Source organism: Bacillus sp. S/N-304-OC-R1 (assembly GCF_019749375.1).
In the GTDB taxonomy this organism is placed as follows: Bacteria; Bacillota; Bacilli; order Bacillales; family Cytobacillaceae; genus Cytobacillus.
On sequence record NZ_JACWFE010000021.1, the window covers coordinates 59,729 to 77,135 of the forward strand.

Below are 17,407 nucleotides of genomic sequence, written 5' to 3' on the forward strand. Positions count from 1 at the left end.
ATTATCTAAAATTTAAATTCCACTTTTGAAAATAATTCTTTTAATAAAACAGAAGTAGGTTCATAAACGTCCACATCTAAATGTAATAAGGATATCTTTAATCTGGATGTTTTTTCACATATTCTGATACAGTATGATTAATATCCCCTTTTACTAAATCTATATCGCCAACAAATTTTTAGCTTTAAATATTTTTAATAGTGCGTTCTGTTTTTAAACTCTCTCTACCAGCAGCGTCAATTAAATTTCCAAATTTTTCTTGTCATCTATTCATAGTCAATTATTTAGTCTTCCATATTTATCTGAATATCGAATAATATCATCTTCACCAAAATAATTTCCCAACTGCACTTCAGATATAATCAGGGGATTTTTTTCTGAAACATTAACAATTCGATGTTTACAACCCTTGGGTATAAAGAAATAAGATCCTGCAAAAACAGGCTTTACACTTTCTCCGATTGTCATTTCACCCTCACCCTTAATAATAATCCAGTGCTCTTCCCTTTTTTTATGTTCTTGTAAACTTAGCTCTTCATTGGGATTAACATAAATTATCTTTGCCCTTGTAGATTGACTAAGAAAAACAGTTTTATAGTATCCCCATGGGCGATTATAGATTTCATGGTCGTTTTCTCTATTATCAATAGTAGTAAAATCAAAGTGATAATTCCAATCTAATCCCTCTAATAAAACAGTATGTAATTGACTCTTAGTCAAAACGTTTATAAGCTCTCTATCTTTATTTAAAACTGGCAAGAATAATATTTTTTTAGATTTAAATTTTTCAATTACTTTTTCAAAAGATTCTCCTTCACAAACAAATGTGAAATTACTAGAAAAGAGCCCATCAATAGTATCAGTAACTCTTTTCCCACTTAAAATAGAACGTCTAACATCTCCATCTGTCATTGTTCCTTTTACTACATTTTTTTCATTTACAATAATTACAAAACCTTTTTTATTCTCCTCAATTTGCCCTAACACTTCAAGAATGGTTGCATTATTTTGAATGGAGTATTTCTTTAGAGTCAATTTTTTCACACCCTATGTGCTAAAATTAAATCTGCGATTTCCCTCAGTGCACCAGATCCTCCTTTTTTTCTAGATACATAGTCAACAGATTTTTTCACTTCTTCTACAGCATCCTCAACTGAGAACGAAACTCCTACCTTATTTAATAAGTTGAGATCATTGATATCATCTCCAACGTATCCCACGTCATTAAATGTCAAATTATATTTTTTGAGTAACTCTTCCATAGCAGCTAATTTATTTTTACAGTCTAAATAAACATCTTCTATACCTAATTTTTCTGCACGCTTTTTTACTATTCCCGAATTTTCTCCAGTTAATATTGCTAGAATAATACCTTGTTGTTTTAATAATGAAAATCCCATACCATCTTTTGTATTAAACTTTTTTAATAAGTCACCTTCATGTGAATAATACATTCCTGCATCAGTAAGTACACCATCACAATCAGTAGCAAGCATTTTAAGATTAGAAATTCTTTCTTTTAAATTTGTCTTTGGGTTCATTTTTTTGATTAGTTGTTCTATTATTAGCCAATCATTTGGTTCATCAATTTCTAGAAAAGCCTCTTCGGGCATTTCGTAAAAACCAACCCTACCAGAGATCCTTATTTTGGTAGCCAATAGTTTAGTTCTTTCTGTTATGTAAAATGCACCATTTTCAACTAAATATCCGTTAAATTCTTGTCTTCGTGGTCTTCTTTCTGGACTATAATTAAATGGAACTACAGTTTCATCTTCTTTCACATTCCAAATAAAACGTTTTTGACGTACTACTGAAAGAAGACTGTTATATTTATTTAAAGAATATTTTTGCAATGCTTCATGCAGGTGCTCCGGCTGTAATAATGGACTTGTTGCTTGAATTAAAATTATTACATCTGCAGGGTTTTGAATTGCAAATTCTAGGAGGACTGATTCTGTTGTTGCATTATCTGTTGCATTTGCAGGATCTCTCCCAATGCATTTTAACTTTCCATATGAGTTTCTATCATAGTTCAAAACAACTTCTCTAATTTTTTCACTGTCTGTACTTACATATACTTCATCTATATCTTTAGACTCAACTGCAGCATCAATTGACCAGTAAACAAGTGGCCTACCATTTAATTCCTTTATATTTTTTAAAGGAATTGACTTACTTCCCCCACGTACAGGAATAAAAGCGACGATTTTTTTATCCATGTCTATAAACCTCTAAACTTTAGTTTCTCTCTTTGAACCAACTCAATATCTAATATCTCTTCATTTTTAAATTGAAGTGCCTCACTTACACGATTTGCATCTTCAACTAAACTCCGAAGATCATCAGGCTCAAGAGAAGCAGAATGGTCAGTTCCTTTCCAATTTCTATCTAATGTAAAATGACGCTCAATCCATTCTGCCCCTAAGCCTATAGCGGCCATATCTATTGCTATTCCTATATGATGTCCTGAAAATCCTAGTGCCTTAATTACTTTACCGTATCGTTCTTTTAGTCTTATAATTTCTTTAAGTCTTATATCTCTGAAAGGAACTGGATACCCGGAAGTGCAATTATATAGAACTATATCTTTATTTCTCTTTTTAACACTCAAAAAGTTTATCAATTCTTCGATCTCATCATAATTAGTCATACCTGTTGAAATATGAATTTCACCTTCAAAATTTTCGCAAAGCCACTCTAACATTTCATAATGATTATTTATTGCTGATGGAATTTTTATGAGCTCCGGTTTTAAAGATGCGATTTCTTTTGCTGAAGTTAAATCCCAGACTGACGTACAATACTTGACTCCATTTTCCTCACAATACTGTTTCAACATCCTATGTTGTTCCACACTAAACTCTAAAAATTCACGATGCTCACCGTATGTTTTACCATAAGAATTTTGAGAATTTGGATGTGGAGCATTATACTGTTCCTCAGATAGAAGCTCTTTATTATTTCTCTTTTGAAACTTCACTACATCAACCTTACAATATTCAGCAGCAATTTTAATCATTTTTTTTGCAATTTCTAATTCGCCTTTATGATTACAACCTATTTCAGCTATAATTTTTGGTTTCATGTAAACTTCCCCACTTTTTAATTATTTCTAATATTGTTTTATTAAAAGAATTAAAAGAAAACTACATTTATTTGTTACTCATTATTTAGAGACAATATAGGTCTAAATGCGAAAATTGAATTTACGTTTGTTGTTAAACCCCAAAAACAGTATTCTGCATTTTCTCCATACCAATTCTTATCTTTTAAGAATACGCTCCTAATAGGCATCGTAGTCTCACCATGTTGATTTTTATTATACTTATTACTATTCGTCCAAGCCCCCACTTGCCCGCTCCAATTCCATACCAAATCACTACCTGCGGTTATATATCCATCTAAGTCCGATTGAATAATATATTGATTCCACTCATTAATAAAATCACCTTCAGAATCGCCATACAATAAGTTCATTTTTGCTTTATAATTATTATTATTAAGTTGATTGATAATTACTCCTTTATTAATTCCAAACCCAAATTGATTTAAAGTTTCCCAAGAAATGAAATTTTGTATATTTCGGTCGGCTATTAATTTTTTCTTTTCTGAATTTCCATCCACCATAATAAAATAAAAATCTCCATCTGGATAAGCACTAGATTCAACCGGAATAAAAGTACTAGTTTCTTCCCCTAATCCATTGAAGACGCCAACTTTATTATAAGGAGCTTTGTAATGGCAACGAATACGCTTTCCAACCACAAGATCTTTAATATCACTGACTTCATCAATATGATATAAATAACCTTCTCTATTAACCTCAATTCCAGAAAATATAAAGGTATTGTCATCTTTCAATATTATTTGGACTATATGTTCTTGATTTTCAGATGTATTTACTTCAACCAATACCTCTTTTACTCTTGGGTTTCCAGATGTCTCCACTCCAGTTTTCTTCTGAGAAAACATAATACTTCTTCCATCAATTTTTAATTCAATTTTCTTTGATCCATCAGTATGCCTTGAACCATATATTCTAAGCGTATTCCCCAAAAATCTAAAACTAATTGTGGATTCTTTAACATTAGTTAATGTCTGATTTAAGTAGTAATTAATATTTTTCCCTGGACCATAATTTACACGACGCCAATTACCAATATACTTAAAAACACCACAATCATTTGAGTAATATTTATAATCATTATTATTTTCAATCAACTCCAAAATCATCTTATGTACACTATAAATACTACTAACAATTTGCTCTAGCGTTTGCTTACAACGCTCTATATAAGGCTGAAAGGCTTCAATAATTAATTTAGCTTTAAGTATCTCATTTGTTTGTTTTCGAATACTTGCAGACTTTATACTTAATGCTTGAAGAAATTCTCGATTAACAGGCTCAATATATACTTTATAACAATCAGTTTCAATCAGCATCTTGACCTTCTTATCAAAATTCACCATTAGATCAACTATTTTTTTACTTTTATTTGATTTTATATATAAATTTAACTCCTTAAACATTAATGCTATATCTATATATTGTTTTCGAAATACCTTAATAGATTTCTCCATATTATTTATTTTTTCTTGTATTGATTCCAAATCATATAGTTGAGGTTTATTGTTTCTCCAACTATCATCTACTTTTGTATCATTCAATCGATTTTTAATAAGGCTTTCTAGACTGATGAATTTAGCCCCGAAAATAGCAGCCCCACCTTTTGTTGCATTAATAGTTTCTACCCCTGAATACTTAGATATACACCACTCGATACTTTGTCTCATATTATTAAATGAAGAATTAGTTTCAATTTGGTTTCCATATACATCTTCAACCATAAAACTATTAACCCTGTCATTATCCATAACTTTTTCAGAACGTCCCTTGTAGTCAATATCTTTCGAATATATTTTGTCATTTTTAAAACCTAAATTTTGTCCCACTAAAACAATAGGATTACATCCTAAATTAGCTCCAAGCTGAAATGCCACAGCTGCTATTGTTGGAGAATCTTGAACTAATTTAAGGTCATCCTTATTTTTTTTCTTTAAATAGTATGTAGAGACTGAATCTTGATCTGTTATCATATGATATTTTGGACCTTTATACATCTTTAATGTTTCGAATCCAACGCTAGTTCCATATATTAAAGGAACAGAATCCACACCTTTTTCATACATCTTCGAAAAAACACCATAATTATGTTTCTGTGGATCATATGTACAAATTGCGTCAGGCATAATGTTTTGGGATATCAACGCACGGTTCGCAGATCCCACTGCAAAAATATATGCTAATCGCTTTTTCTTAATCAGACGAAGATTTTCAAATTCTTCATCAAGAGAAGGACCCGCCGATACTATGATAAGTGGTTTATTCTTAAAATAAGATCCGTATCCGTCTAATATATTAAAGTTTTGTAAATTCTCCGAAAGATTTAAAAGACTATTTAAAGTCCACCTGGCACTATATTTCATGTTTATCCTATGACTCTGTCTTTTTGATTCCATTGCAGTCTTCAAATTCTTTGAGAATAAATTGAACTTTTCCTTAAATATTCTTTCATAACTAGGTAGAGTTATTACTAATACTCTTTCTTGAATGTTATGTATTTTTATATCTATGAAATTACTCCCTTTTTCGCTTGTTGTTTCAATGCATATATCATTAATTCGTTCCAATTGTATTTCTCTCAAATTACAATTTTTCACAAATTGGTAAAAAACCTCAATCTCTGGTTCATATAAAGAATAAGTAAAGGTTGGATATTTTATCATAAATTCTTTTATATGATAGCCAAAACCAACACCATAAAATAAGACATGTTCGTATTTATCGACAATATTTTCAAATTGAGATATAAATTTTTCAGCCTCTTTTTTAGGATCATATTTGCTATGAAGTAGCTGCATACTTCCATTCATTAGTACTTGAATTGTCTTTTGTCCTGATTTTGTGTCTATAACCTCGGATATTAGTCCTTTTTCAGAATTTAATTGTTCATAAGATTTTAAATCAATTAAAACATCAGTTGCGTACTGTTTAAGTAGGTTATAATTTTCTTCTAACATCTGTTCACACCTCTCCAAAAACAATTACATTAAGATTATGAAAACGAAATAACAACAAAATACCCTTAACTTCTATAAGGTGTTATTTTCAAATAATCAATGTATTCTATATACAGACCTTATCATTTAGATAAGTTGCTCATTTAAAATCCACTCACTTAATACTTCCTTACTAATTGCTTGCTCAAATGAAACAATTGGAGCTTTCTTAATTGAATATGCGTTAAAATAAATATTCTTAACAGCATATGGTGGAGTTATTATAAACATAGTCTTAGTTTCTAATGCTATTCTCAACTCATCTTCTGTCATTAGTTCCTCATACATTTTTTCACCTGGACGTAGTCCAATTTCTTTTAACTTAATGACATCATTGATGGAATACCTACTAACAATTTCCTCAATCAACACTTCAACTAGATCAATTAATTTTATTACAGGCATCTTCAAGACAAATACTTCTCCACCTTTTGCCATTTCATTTGCTTCAAGCATTAACGAAATGGCTTGTGATGGAGTCATCATATAACGCAACATGTTTTTATCAGTTACAGTTACCATCCTTTTCTCAAGTATCTGTTTTTTGAATAGTGGGATAACAGAACCCCTAGAACCCATCACATTACCAAACCTAACAGAACTAAATATCGTATCTTTAGGACCCTTTTGAAACTGAGCTGCGGAAATCAAACGTTCAGCTGTTAACTTTGTGGCTCCGTAAGTATTAGCAGGTGCAATCGCTTTATCAGTACTGGTAAACAGGACCTTTTTTACTCCTGCAGATAATGCTGATTGAATAACATTCTGAGTTCCAATAACATTTGTTTGTACGGCTTCAAATGGATTATACTCACAAGCTGGCACATGCTTCATCGCAGCAAGATGAAAAACATAATCAATATCTTCCATCGCTCTGAGTAAACGCTTCTCATCACGAATATCGCCAATTAAATATCTAATGTTTCTATACTCTGATAATTCTTGCTGCATTTCAAATTGCTTATATTCATCTCTGCTAAAAATTCGAATTACACTTGGATTATGCTTAAGAAGTTCCTCAACTAAGTATTTTCCGATAGTACCGGTACCGCCTATAATAAGTATTTTTTTTTGTGTATACATACTTGCATTCATTTTTCTTACCTACTTTTGTTCATTAAAGATTTTTTCTGTTTCATTATAAATAACTTTAAACAGTGGTAGAATTTCATATTGAATAATATCAGCAATGAGAATGATATCTTTATTCTCGATTGCCTCCAGCAGATTTGGGAGTTCAACTTCGAAAGTGGCATTACCTTTAATAAATTCATCCCAACTTGCGATTTTATATAGTGTTTGATCGATAGCCTTTATTGTTTGATAAATCCAATCAATTCCCTCTAAAAGCTGGTTTAGCATTAGCCAATTTTCATCAGTTTCAGCTTGGTAAAAGTTTTTTACTAACTGTTCAATACTTGGAATAGCTCTGTGTGTGTAAGTATTTAGTGACACTAACAAACTCCCTGTAAATTCCTCAATCGTTTTAACCATTACTTCGATATTATTTATCTCCTTAATATGGTCGAACAAATAATTTTCATGGTCAATGTGAATCTCTTCTCCATCAACAACTAAATGGCTAAAATATAAATTCTGGCTAGATAGCTCACTATTAATCTTCTCAATAATATCCTCTATCTCAGTTTGGTTATTATTATATAAAAAGTTTTTCTCGAGTATATTCAGTATCATTAATTTATCCTCCGCCCTCTTTAATCTATGTATCTTATCGACAATATTCAGCAAAAGTTAAGGTATTTCGACTATGCTCATTATGGTATATTATGGATTATTCAAAAAAAAACCCCAGCGGAAATTCCGCCGAGGCTAATAAATTATTGAAGTAATTGCAATACTGATTGTGGACGTTGGTTAGCTTGAGCAAGCATAGCTTGAGAAGCTTGAGAAAGGATATTGTTCTTAGTGAACGCCATCATTTCGTTAGCCATGTCAACATCACGAACACGGGATTCAGCAGCTTGTAGGTTCTCAGAAGAGTTGCCTAAGTTACTGATTGTGTGCTCTAGACGGTTTTGGAACGCACCCATTTTAGAACGCTCAGCAGATACTTGGTTGATTGCTGCATCAATTACAGAGATAGCTGCAGTAGCAGTTTTATGAGAAGTAATATCTAAAGCGTGGACAACATCTCCAGCAGAATTACCTTTGTCTGTTAATGCATTCGCATCACCATTAGCAAATTTAGCTTCAGTTGATTTCGCAACAAGTTCCGCACCAATAGTTGTACCATTCTCTGTAAGAACCTTGTCTCCACCTGTTTGTAATCCACCATCAGCCTTGTAATAATCTTCTGTTCCTGCAGTGCCTCCAACAACCCAAGCATTTTTCGCACCAACATGAGATCCAGAACCGATGCCAGCATTACTATCTGCTGTACCTGCAACCCCAAGTGCTTCTGCACGCATATCAAAGATATCTACAGTGAAGTTTTGCATAGAGTTTGCACCAACTTGCATCTTTAAGCCGTTGCTACCTGAAGTATTACCAGCTTCTGATACATAGCTGCCTGCTTTCAAGCTTTGAGAACCATTCAACAATTTCTTTTGGTTAAACTCAGTATTGTTACCAATACGGTTAATTTCAGAAGTTAATTGGTTTAACTCTTTTTGTAGCTCGTTACGATCTTGATCAGTATTTGTATCGTTAGAAGCTTGTGTAGCAAGCTCACGCATACGTTGAAGGATTGAGTGAGTTTCGTTTAATGCACCTTCAGCAGTTTGGATTAAAGAAATAGCGTCTTGAGAGTTACGTTGAGCTTGGTTTAAGCCACGTACTTGTCCACGCATTTTTTCAGAGATTGCTAGACCAGCAGCGTCATCGCCAGCACGGTTAATACGAAGACCTGAAGAAAGTTTCTCCATAGATTTTGTTGCACCAACTTGGTTTGATCCTAATTGGCGATAAGCATTCATCGCTGGTAAGTTATGATTGATAATCATGATTTATTTCCTCCTTGAAATTGTTTTAGTCCACATCCATGTGGTTTTTATTAAAGTCAGGAATCCAAATAGGTCGGCCGCCCTATCTGATTTCTGATCTACAAGGTTTATATCGACAGGATTTTTAAGTTGTTTAGACATTTTATGATAAAATAATTTACTTTTTTAAATGGGTTGAAAATTGCTTTAATAGGTTCAAGGAAGTGTTTACGGCTTTATTGTTTTCTTCTTGGATGGCAAGATAGATTTCTTTTCGATGAATTTCGATGTTCTTAGGTGCCTCAATTCCGATTTTAATTTGTTCACCGTCTATGGCGATGATTTTGATCTCAATATCGTCGCCAATTTGGATCGATTGATTCGGTTTTCTTGTTAAAACAAGCATGTTTTAGCCCTCCTTACCGGCAGAAGATAGTTGGCTCAATAATAAATGCTTTGTTTTGTATGGGGAGTCGCTCAGTATGACTTGCTTCCCGATCTTTTTTGCATCGTTAATAACAATTGGGCCTTGAAGATTTGCTGTTGTATTTTGGAACGGTTCTTGAATCGTTAAGATTACAAACACCACAACATTTTCTTGGTTACTAATGTCTAATGAATTAATAACTTGGTCAGTAAGTTTAACTTCATAATCCTTGAAAAAGTCAAAAGGACTGACAATCACAAAAGCAAGACTTGGTGTTAGAACAGATTGCATGATAAAGAATGGACCTTCATCAGCGAACGGAAGAATATAAAATTCTTTTTCCTCTAAAAAACTAGGAATTCCCTGCGGAAAATGAATAACTTTTGATTTCTCTATTTTAATTTCACCATGATATTTCGATTGGATCTTCATTGCCGTCACCATTTCTTTTATATTTTTTGGTCAAGAGTTGCACCCACTGAATTAATTTGGAGGGATGCCTTTTGTTTTAAATATATTCGAAAATCGCCTTGATTAAATTTTATTATGGGGCTATGCGTTTCTACATCTGCCCGAAACTTACCAAAATTAACCTTAATATCTACTTTAGATGGCTGATAGCGAAACTTTACCTTTGACATCGACTCCGGCATAAAGCCAATATTGACTTCCTTTGGAGGGGTTTGGCTTTTATCCTTTGCAATTTGAGGAAGTGCATTTTGTCTTGTCCCTTCTATTTTCATCATCCTATCGCCTTCATTTGCCTTTTGAGCGATGTTCTGAATCATTTTCTGCTTTGCTTTTGCAGCCCACTCATTCATCACTCTAAGAGGATTCTTTAAATTGGCATCTGCAAATGCTTCTGTTTGATCAATCTCCAGCTTACTTTTGGATGTATGAATTTTTACTTCCGGCATCGGTTGGGTAAATTTCAAATCTGCCATTGGTTGTCTCATTGAAATTTTCGACCTACTTTGCTCAATTCCAAGCTTGGCAAATGTATTATGTAATTCTAAGCGAGGCAGCTGCAAATGGCTCTCCTCCTTATTCAAAATTTGGATTAGTCACTACTTTATTTTAACTAAGAGAATCCCTTAATAAAACTTCTTTAGAAAAAAAGCTATCCCCTCAGGAATAGCTTAACGTAAAAAGTCCATTAATGTTGGCTGAATGATTCTTGCTCCCGCAGCTAATGAAGCTCGATGGAGGCTTTCTTGTGTCTTGAGGTCCACAATAACTCTTTCGAAATCGATATCTTCATTGTCGGAAACCGTTTTATTTGCAACTACTTCTTGTTGAAGTAAACGATTTTGAACCATTTCTGTTCTGTTAACTTGAGCCCCAAGTTCCGCTCTAGTTGATACGACTTTATCCATCATCAAATCTATTGAGTCTAGTGCTTTCGTAATATCAGTCCCTTTGGTTTCTGGGCTGTTTAGCATTTTTTTGATAGATTCTAAACTGGAAAACAGATCAGTAGAAAACACTTGTTTAGCATCGATGTTTATAGGAATCGTAACACCTTTCATCACTTCAATTCTTACATCTTGTTTATTTGATGAAACTGCCGTGTTTTTAGTTAAAACAAACTGATTAAAATCATTTAATTCATTACTTACTACAATCGCTGCTCCATTTAGATTCTTTTGTTCTTCAATTCGAGTTTGTTTTATCGTTCCTGCAGTCGGATCAATTTCAATTCGAGCTGGGGGACCTTGATGTTCATTCCCATTGGCATCCTTATATTTAATATTAGGCTGAACAATAAACGAATTTGGTCCATCGTATTGATACGTTTGACCTTGATAACTAATAACATAATCACTTTGATTGATTGTAGAAGGAGTTGCTTTCAATTCATCCATAAAATGACTGAAGTCCATATTTATTTCGTTTTCATTTACGGGTGATTTTGATGTGTCCGTACCGTTGAAGATATAATTGTCTCCAACCTTCGTATTCGCTAAGGCAACGATATGTTCTTGAAGTCTCTCAATCTCTTTAGCGATATTTTTACGTTCTTCAGAACCGTAGCTGTCATTAGAAGCCTGAACAGTTAATTCACGAATGCGTTGAAGAACTTGTCCAGTTTCTTCAAGTGCAGCATCAGAATTATCCATCCAGTTGAAGCCTTCATTAAGATTGCGTTTAAATTGTTCTACTTCGACAACTTGGCTGCGATAACGCATCCCCTTCATAGCAATCACTGGATCATCAGAGGGTTTTGTTATTTTCTTTCCAGACATGATTTGGTCATTTATTTTTCCAAAGCGACTATAGTTTTGACTTATATATTGTAAATTGCTGTTTGTTAGCATTGATTGTGTTACACGCAATGGATCTCACCTATCCTTATCTACCTACAACGCCCATGCCATTGATGATTTTATCGAGCATTTCGTCAATCATTGTAATATTTCTTGCTGCAGCATTATAGGCATGTTGAAATTTAATTAAATTGGTCATTTCTTCATCTAGTGAAACATTACTAATGGACATTCTTCTAAATTCAACGGATTCTTTCAAAACTGATGCCGTATTTTCCATACGAAGCGCTTCTGAAGCACTATCTCCTAATCTACCAACCATCCCTTGGTAAAAAGTTTGGACACTTGTTAAATTACCTCCATAATTTAGAACAGCATCTTTAACATTTGCCAATTTCAAAGCATTAGATCCATTTCCGATAAATGCTTCATCTTTTGCAGACATCCCTTTTGCCGTAAAGGATACCGACCAGATATCACCATTACTTTGATTTGAAACATTCGAAACATCCAGCTTTATTCCATAGATTGTTTCTGGATTAGAAATAAAATCTGAAAATCCAGTCGGTTCTGGAGTTAAATAACTTCCAGCCGCATCTTTTGCTTTCACTTGATATTGCCATTTACCACCTGTATACTGCAGATTTACTTCGATGTCCTTTGCATTTTCCCATCCTGCTGGTACAGTTTCAGAATTATATATTCCTGTAAATACTGGATTTCCTACTGTATTCTTGTCCACTGTTTTACGATCAAAAGTTCCAGCAAGAACATTTCCTTCTGCTGCAGCCGCAATATTTTGAACATCTTCCATGATAGCGTCTGAAACCTTAATTTTCCCAGCTATTCCTTTGAAATTATTTTCAGTTGCTGTGCCTAATGAGAAAAAATCGATAGGTTTATTTTCCCCATCACGAATTTCATTGAGACTCCAGCCTGACTGGTGAACTAGATTAAAATGGCTAGCAAAAGTAAAGACCATTTGATCAAGTTCTGCCAGCATATCATTATAAGTTCCTTTTACAACTATATCATTATTTGTTTTATCTGCAGGAGTCGGATCGTATTTATATCCGTACCCTTCTATGAAGCCTTTCAATCTTCCATTTGTATTGAAATCAGAAAACTGATTTAGTTCATAAACAGGTTTATTATGGCTATCCGCTTCTATATTCGTATTAATCCCTACAAAACCGCTATTATTTTCCTTTAGTTCAAAAAACTTAATTCCTTCAACAGGACTATCCAATTCTGATCGATTTTCATAAGTAATATGGATTCCGACGGCTGTATTAGATTTAGAATCAATTAATTTTATCGGTCTGCCGTTCGAATCTTTTAATACGTCACCTTGAGGTGTTGTTAAATAAATATCAAGTAAGCCTTCTGCTTTTGCTGATGCTAATCCCCCACTTGGTTGTCTATCTACCTTTATATTGACTAAAGCAGAAAGATCATCTATTAATCGATCTCTCTCATCATACAGATCATTCGGTAAATAGCCATGTGGCTCAACGGAGCCAATTTGTTTGTTAATTTGATTAATTTGCCTTAATAATGAATTAACACTATCTTGAGTTACATCAATTTCTTTGCGATAGTCCTTTTGAATCGCTTTTAACGAATCATAAGTATAGTTAAAAGTATTTGCCAATGAAATACCGCGCTCGCGCACAACCCGTCTCGCCCCATCATTTTGCGGTTGAACTGCTAAGTCTTGTAAAGCATTCCAAAATTCATCTAATGTATGAGCAAGCCCAGTATCAGATGGTTCATTCATTATATTCTCCATTTGTGTCAGCATCTCAGATTTCGCTTGCCAATAGCCTAACTTGCTACTCTCCGTCTGAAATTGCATGTCAACGAAGCTGTCACGCAGTCTTTGAATACTTTCAGCGTAAACACCCGTTCCCATTTGTCCTGGAATTTGCGGACGATTCAATGCTGGTGAAGGGAAAGGATTTGTCTGCGCAAAGTTCACTCGTTGTCTCGTGTAACCAGGGGTATTCGCATTTGATATATTATGCCCAGTCACATAAAGAGCAGCTTGCTGTGTTTGCATTCCCCGTTTAGCCACCTCTAAGCCGTGAAAAGTTGAAATCATTACTATTTACCTCCATTAAGCCTTTGAATCAAAAATGGAATAGGCTTCTTTTTGCTCATTCTGGGTCGACGGGTTGTAATTAATCGACTCCATATCTGGTGTTAATAAATCTAAAGATACATTAATTAATTGCAATGATTGATCGAGCAATTCTTGATTTAATTTATTTTGTTGGTTCAATTCTTCTACTTGTTCTTGGAGTTCTTGCTGTAAATGAGTAAGAATGACTCTATCTTCTTTTTTCGAATTATTTATTACATTTGATAAAGTTAAATTTTCTATAGGGAAGTCGTCCTTCCCAAGGAGTTCACTTCCTATTTTTAACACAGTATTATTAAATTTATGGATAGCATGAGTATGCCGACTTTCTTCTTTTAATATAGATTGTAATGGATCAATTTGACCATTAATGATAATTTTCGTTTTTCTCTTCGCAATCTCATTTAAGCTTTTGTGAAGTGTGATAAGTTTCTCTAAACCCTCAATCATTTTTTCAAGAGGCAAGGTAACTTCCTCCTAGAATTTGTCATTCCAAAAAGAATACATTTTTTCTGCAATTTCCTTTGGCTCAATCTTATACTCACCTGAGTTCACCTTGTTTTTCAATTCTTCAACTAGTTTTTCGCGTTGCGCTTCAATAGAGCCGCCTTTTTGGAGTTCAAGGGCTTCAGTTGAAATCTCTAGTTTATCTTTTTTACTTACTGTAGCACTTTTTTCCATCTTTTCTATTTGCTTATTATATGGATTCATACCCATTCGGCCAATGTTATTAATTTTCAAGGAAACTACCTCCTTCGCTATCTTATTAGTGATGTAAAACGAGTCCTTTTTATATGTCTTTTATATCGGCTAGAAAAGAGAAATATTGAAGGAATTTTAACAATTTATATTTTTGTAAAGGGAATGCAATTTATACGAAAAAGAACTACTAGTTTAATCACTAATAGTTCTTAAGTATAAATATTTATTAACATCCCTTGAATTTCTCCAACCACGCTTAAAATGTCAAGAGACTTTTTCTCTTTATCTAGTACTGTATTGGTTAAATCAATGAGTTTTTTATCTACTTCTTTAACAATTTTATAAATTTTGGTCCGTCCACGGCGATTAAAACCACGTTGTTCTTCAAGCTGAAGCCCATTTTGAATAGCATCTTCCATAAACTTTTTGACCATTTTTTTATATTTGCGCAGATTATCAACTGTTCGGTTTTCAGAAAGAACCTTTCCTTGATCCTCAATTTCCTGGACCATTTTTGTCATTTTATCATAGACCGTTTGTTGACGATTCTTAGATATGACTTCCTGAAAAGAAATACTTTCAGCAGGGATATTTTGTTTACCTTGAATTTTATCTACACCCATTTTGCCAATTTTCTGGACTTCCATAATGACGCCCCTTTAATATGCTTTTGCAATTATTATTTTAACATAAAACCAAATTACAATCAGCGGGAATAATTTATCTCGCTGGTACTCACATTACTACAAGTCAAGGCATTCATAGTCGAACTGTGATCTCAATGTTGTTAACGGAGACAAGCAGTTTTTTCAAGCTTCTTGTTAACAACTCGTTAAATTGAAGTATAAGGATGTAAAAATAGAGGCAAGTCCCGAAAAAATAGGACCTGCCTTTTCTGTTTATATTATCCTTGTAATAATTGAAGAACACCTTGTGGCAATTGGTTTGCTTGAGCAAGCATAGCTTGAGCTGATTGGTTAAGGATATTGTTCTTCGTGAATTCTGTCATCTCTAGTGCCATATCAGCGTCACGGATACGAGATTCAGCTGATGTTAGGTTTTCATTTGTTACTTGTAGGTTGTTGATTGTATGCTCTAAACGGTTTTGAGTCGCACCAAGCTTCGCACGAGTTGCTGAAATTTGGTTGATTGCTTGTTCGATTTTAAAAATCGCATTATTTGCTGAATCGTGGTCAAGAACATTAATTTCGTCGATTCCTAGTTTAACTGTGCTTAATTGAGGGACATCAATATTAAGGCTTTGTCCAGTATTCGCTCCAATTTGGAAAGCTAAAGCTTTGTTTGTAAGCTGGAATTGGGATTTACCTGCTGTAACATTAGCACCAAATTCCATTTCTAGTCCGCCATGTGTTATTTTTCCGTTTTTTGTTGTAAGTTTTTTCTCAAAGGTAATTGGAGTAGAAACAGATGAACCCGAAACTTTATCTACACGTGAAACTCCAACAGACAACTCGGCTTCAACCTGAATTTTCGCTGTACCTGTTCCGGTAATTAATTTGGTATTAATTTCAACTTGTCTTCCTGTTTCAGTTCCAATCGTTTTTACACCTGCGCCGCTTGCTGAGCCAATATTTGCAGCCAATTGGCCGATTGAAAAACCGTCTGGATCAAACACTTCAATTGTGGCACTTTCTCCTTCTTTATCTGATTTAGAAACAACAATTGTATATTCACCAAAAGCTAAGTTCGCACCCTTTGTGTCATTAACTGTTAATACATCCTTATCACTTATTCCCGCACCTGGTTGATTTAATTGATTAACAATATTAATACTACCGGATGCAACTTCGATTTCATACTCTGCTGATGGCATAGAAGGATCGGTTACAATAGGTACATTTTTAATATTGGTTTTAGACTGTTCACCAGTAAAGAACTGGGTATCCGCCGCACTTGACCCATCTAGTAACTTACGCGTATTAAACTCAGTCTTTGCTGCAATACTATCAATCTCTTTAATTAGCTGATCAATTTCCAACTGAATAGCCGTTCTATCTGAAGTTGTATTTGTATCATTAGCCGCTTGAACAGAAAGCTCACGCATACGCTGAAGCATAGAGTGTACCTCAGTCATAGCACCTTCAGCTACTTGCATTAGAGACACTCCGTCTAATGAGTTTCTTTCAGCTTGCTTTAGACCACGAATTTGGGAGCGCATTTTTTCTGAAATTGCTAATCCCGCTGCATCGTCAGCTGCACGGTTAATGCGCAGACCTGAAGATAATCTTTCAAGGTTTTTAGACGTATTAAATTGGTTTTGGTATAAGTTTCGGTATGCATTTAACGCTTGAATATTATGATTAATTCTCATATTTTCTTCTCCTTATAAAAACGTTTTTATATATTATTTTAGTTATCTTCCATTAAAACACTTTTTTCATAAGCTAGAGTTTTTTGGCGAATGGCTGTTTTGGAATCTAGAGTTTTGTTTTTCATGGCCTTGCTCCAGGCTGAACTAATTTCTTCTAATGTCTGTATAACATTTTGAATAATTTCTACATCCTTAGTTAAATTTGCTTCTACAAGCTTGTCCGCCATATAGTTGTAGAGCATATCTAATTGATCAGAAATAATGCCCGCATCGTAGTTAAGCCCCGCACCAAGGCGATATAAAATATCATTTGCCCTTTGCAGTTTTTTGTTCGCAATAACATAATCTTTACTTTGAATATCTTGAATAGATTCCTCAAGATTGTTTAAGCATGCTTCGTAAAGGAGCGCTGTAATTTCTTGAGGTGATTTTTGATGGATGGCTGACTCTGTAAAAATACCAGTCACGTATGTA

General features: G+C 33.8%; 16 protein-coding genes and 2 pseudogenes. All 18 read right to left on the bottom strand.

The window, feature by feature from the left end:
* Positions 1–276 precede the first annotated feature (276 nt).
* The 18 genes and pseudogenes from H0173_RS16425 to fliS all read right to left on the bottom strand — a co-directional run bounded on the left by H0173_RS16425 (position 277) and on the right by fliS (position 17,400).
* Complete coding sequence (locus H0173_RS16425) at positions 277–1,035, bottom strand: cupin domain-containing protein (protein WP_221847597.1); 759 nt, start codon at positions 1,033–1,035, stop codon at positions 277–279.
* A 5-nt stretch (positions 1,036–1,040) separates the two neighbouring features.
* Positions 1,041–2,219 (bottom strand): acylneuraminate cytidylyltransferase, encoded by a 1,179-nt coding sequence (locus H0173_RS16430; RefSeq protein ID WP_221847598.1) that lies wholly within the window; start codon positions 2,217–2,219, stop codon positions 1,041–1,043.
* Positions 2,220–2,221: 2 nt separating this feature from the next.
* Positions 2,222–3,085, bottom strand: coding sequence for an N-acetylneuraminate synthase family protein (locus H0173_RS16435; RefSeq protein ID WP_221847599.1), 864 nt, complete (start codon positions 3,083–3,085; stop codon positions 2,222–2,224).
* A gap of 74 nt (positions 3,086–3,159) precedes the next feature.
* The gene (locus tag H0173_RS16440; RefSeq protein WP_221847600.1) at positions 3,160–6,081 is read right to left on the bottom strand and encodes a motility associated factor glycosyltransferase family protein; all 2,922 of its coding nucleotides are present in this window, start codon (positions 6,079–6,081) and stop codon (positions 3,160–3,162) included.
* Positions 6,082–6,207: 126 nt separating this feature from the next.
* Positions 6,208–7,215 (bottom strand): SDR family NAD(P)-dependent oxidoreductase, encoded by a 1,008-nt coding sequence (locus tag H0173_RS16445; RefSeq protein ID WP_221847601.1) that lies wholly within the window; start codon positions 7,213–7,215, stop codon positions 6,208–6,210.
* 9 nt (positions 7,216–7,224) lie between these two features.
* Positions 7,225–7,815: a DUF8042 domain-containing protein gene (locus tag H0173_RS16450; protein WP_221847602.1), complete on the bottom strand. Its 591-nt coding sequence runs from the start codon at positions 7,813–7,815 to the stop codon at positions 7,225–7,227.
* Between the two features lie 143 nt (positions 7,816–7,958).
* The gene (locus H0173_RS16455; protein ID WP_221847603.1) at positions 7,959–9,083 is read right to left on the bottom strand and encodes a flagellin N-terminal helical domain-containing protein; all 1,125 of its coding nucleotides are present in this window, start codon (positions 9,081–9,083) and stop codon (positions 7,959–7,961) included.
* Between the two features lie 157 nt (positions 9,084–9,240).
* Positions 9,241–9,468, bottom strand: a complete 228-nt coding sequence (gene csrA / locus H0173_RS16460; protein ID WP_221847604.1) for a carbon storage regulator CsrA — start codon at positions 9,466–9,468, stop codon at positions 9,241–9,243.
* Between the two features lie 3 nt (positions 9,469–9,471).
* The gene (gene fliW, locus H0173_RS16465) at positions 9,472–9,921 is read right to left on the bottom strand and encodes a flagellar assembly protein FliW (protein WP_221847605.1); all 450 of its coding nucleotides are present in this window, start codon (positions 9,919–9,921) and stop codon (positions 9,472–9,474) included.
* A gap of 17 nt (positions 9,922–9,938) precedes the next feature.
* Complete coding sequence (locus H0173_RS16470; protein WP_221847606.1) at positions 9,939–10,520, bottom strand: DUF6470 family protein; 582 nt, start codon at positions 10,518–10,520, stop codon at positions 9,939–9,941.
* Positions 10,521–10,628: 108 nt separating this feature from the next.
* Positions 10,629–11,825: a flagellar hook-associated protein FlgL gene (gene flgL / locus H0173_RS16475; protein WP_221847607.1), complete on the bottom strand. Its 1,197-nt coding sequence runs from the start codon at positions 11,823–11,825 to the stop codon at positions 10,629–10,631.
* A gap of 16 nt (positions 11,826–11,841) precedes the next feature.
* Entirely contained in the window at positions 11,842–13,860 is a 2,019-nt protein-coding gene (flgK, locus tag H0173_RS16480; protein WP_221847608.1) for a flagellar hook-associated protein FlgK, read from the bottom strand.
* 15 nt (positions 13,861–13,875) lie between these two features.
* The gene (gene flgN / locus H0173_RS16485; RefSeq protein WP_221847609.1) at positions 13,876–14,364 is read right to left on the bottom strand and encodes a flagellar export chaperone FlgN; all 489 of its coding nucleotides are present in this window, start codon (positions 14,362–14,364) and stop codon (positions 13,876–13,878) included.
* Positions 14,365–14,376: 12 nt separating this feature from the next.
* Positions 14,377–14,640 (bottom strand): flagellar biosynthesis anti-sigma factor FlgM, encoded by a 264-nt coding sequence (gene flgM, locus H0173_RS16490; RefSeq protein ID WP_221847610.1) that lies wholly within the window; start codon positions 14,638–14,640, stop codon positions 14,377–14,379.
* Positions 14,641–14,810: 170 nt separating this feature from the next.
* Positions 14,811–15,248 (bottom strand): YaaR family protein, encoded by a 438-nt coding sequence (locus H0173_RS16495; RefSeq protein WP_221847611.1) that lies wholly within the window; start codon positions 15,246–15,248, stop codon positions 14,811–14,813.
* A gap of 257 nt (positions 15,249–15,505) precedes the next feature.
* Positions 15,506–15,757, bottom strand: a pseudogene (locus H0173_RS22795) (flagellin); the annotation flags it as partial.
* A 768-nt stretch (positions 15,758–16,525) separates the two neighbouring features.
* Positions 16,526–16,933: pseudogene (locus H0173_RS22800) on the bottom strand (flagellin N-terminal helical domain-containing protein); the annotation flags it as partial.
* 38 nt (positions 16,934–16,971) lie between these two features.
* A complete protein-coding gene (fliS, locus tag H0173_RS16505; protein ID WP_221847613.1) occupies positions 16,972–17,400 on the bottom strand; it encodes a flagellar export chaperone FliS in 429 nt (142 codons plus the stop codon).
* Positions 17,401–17,407 lie beyond the last annotated feature (7 nt).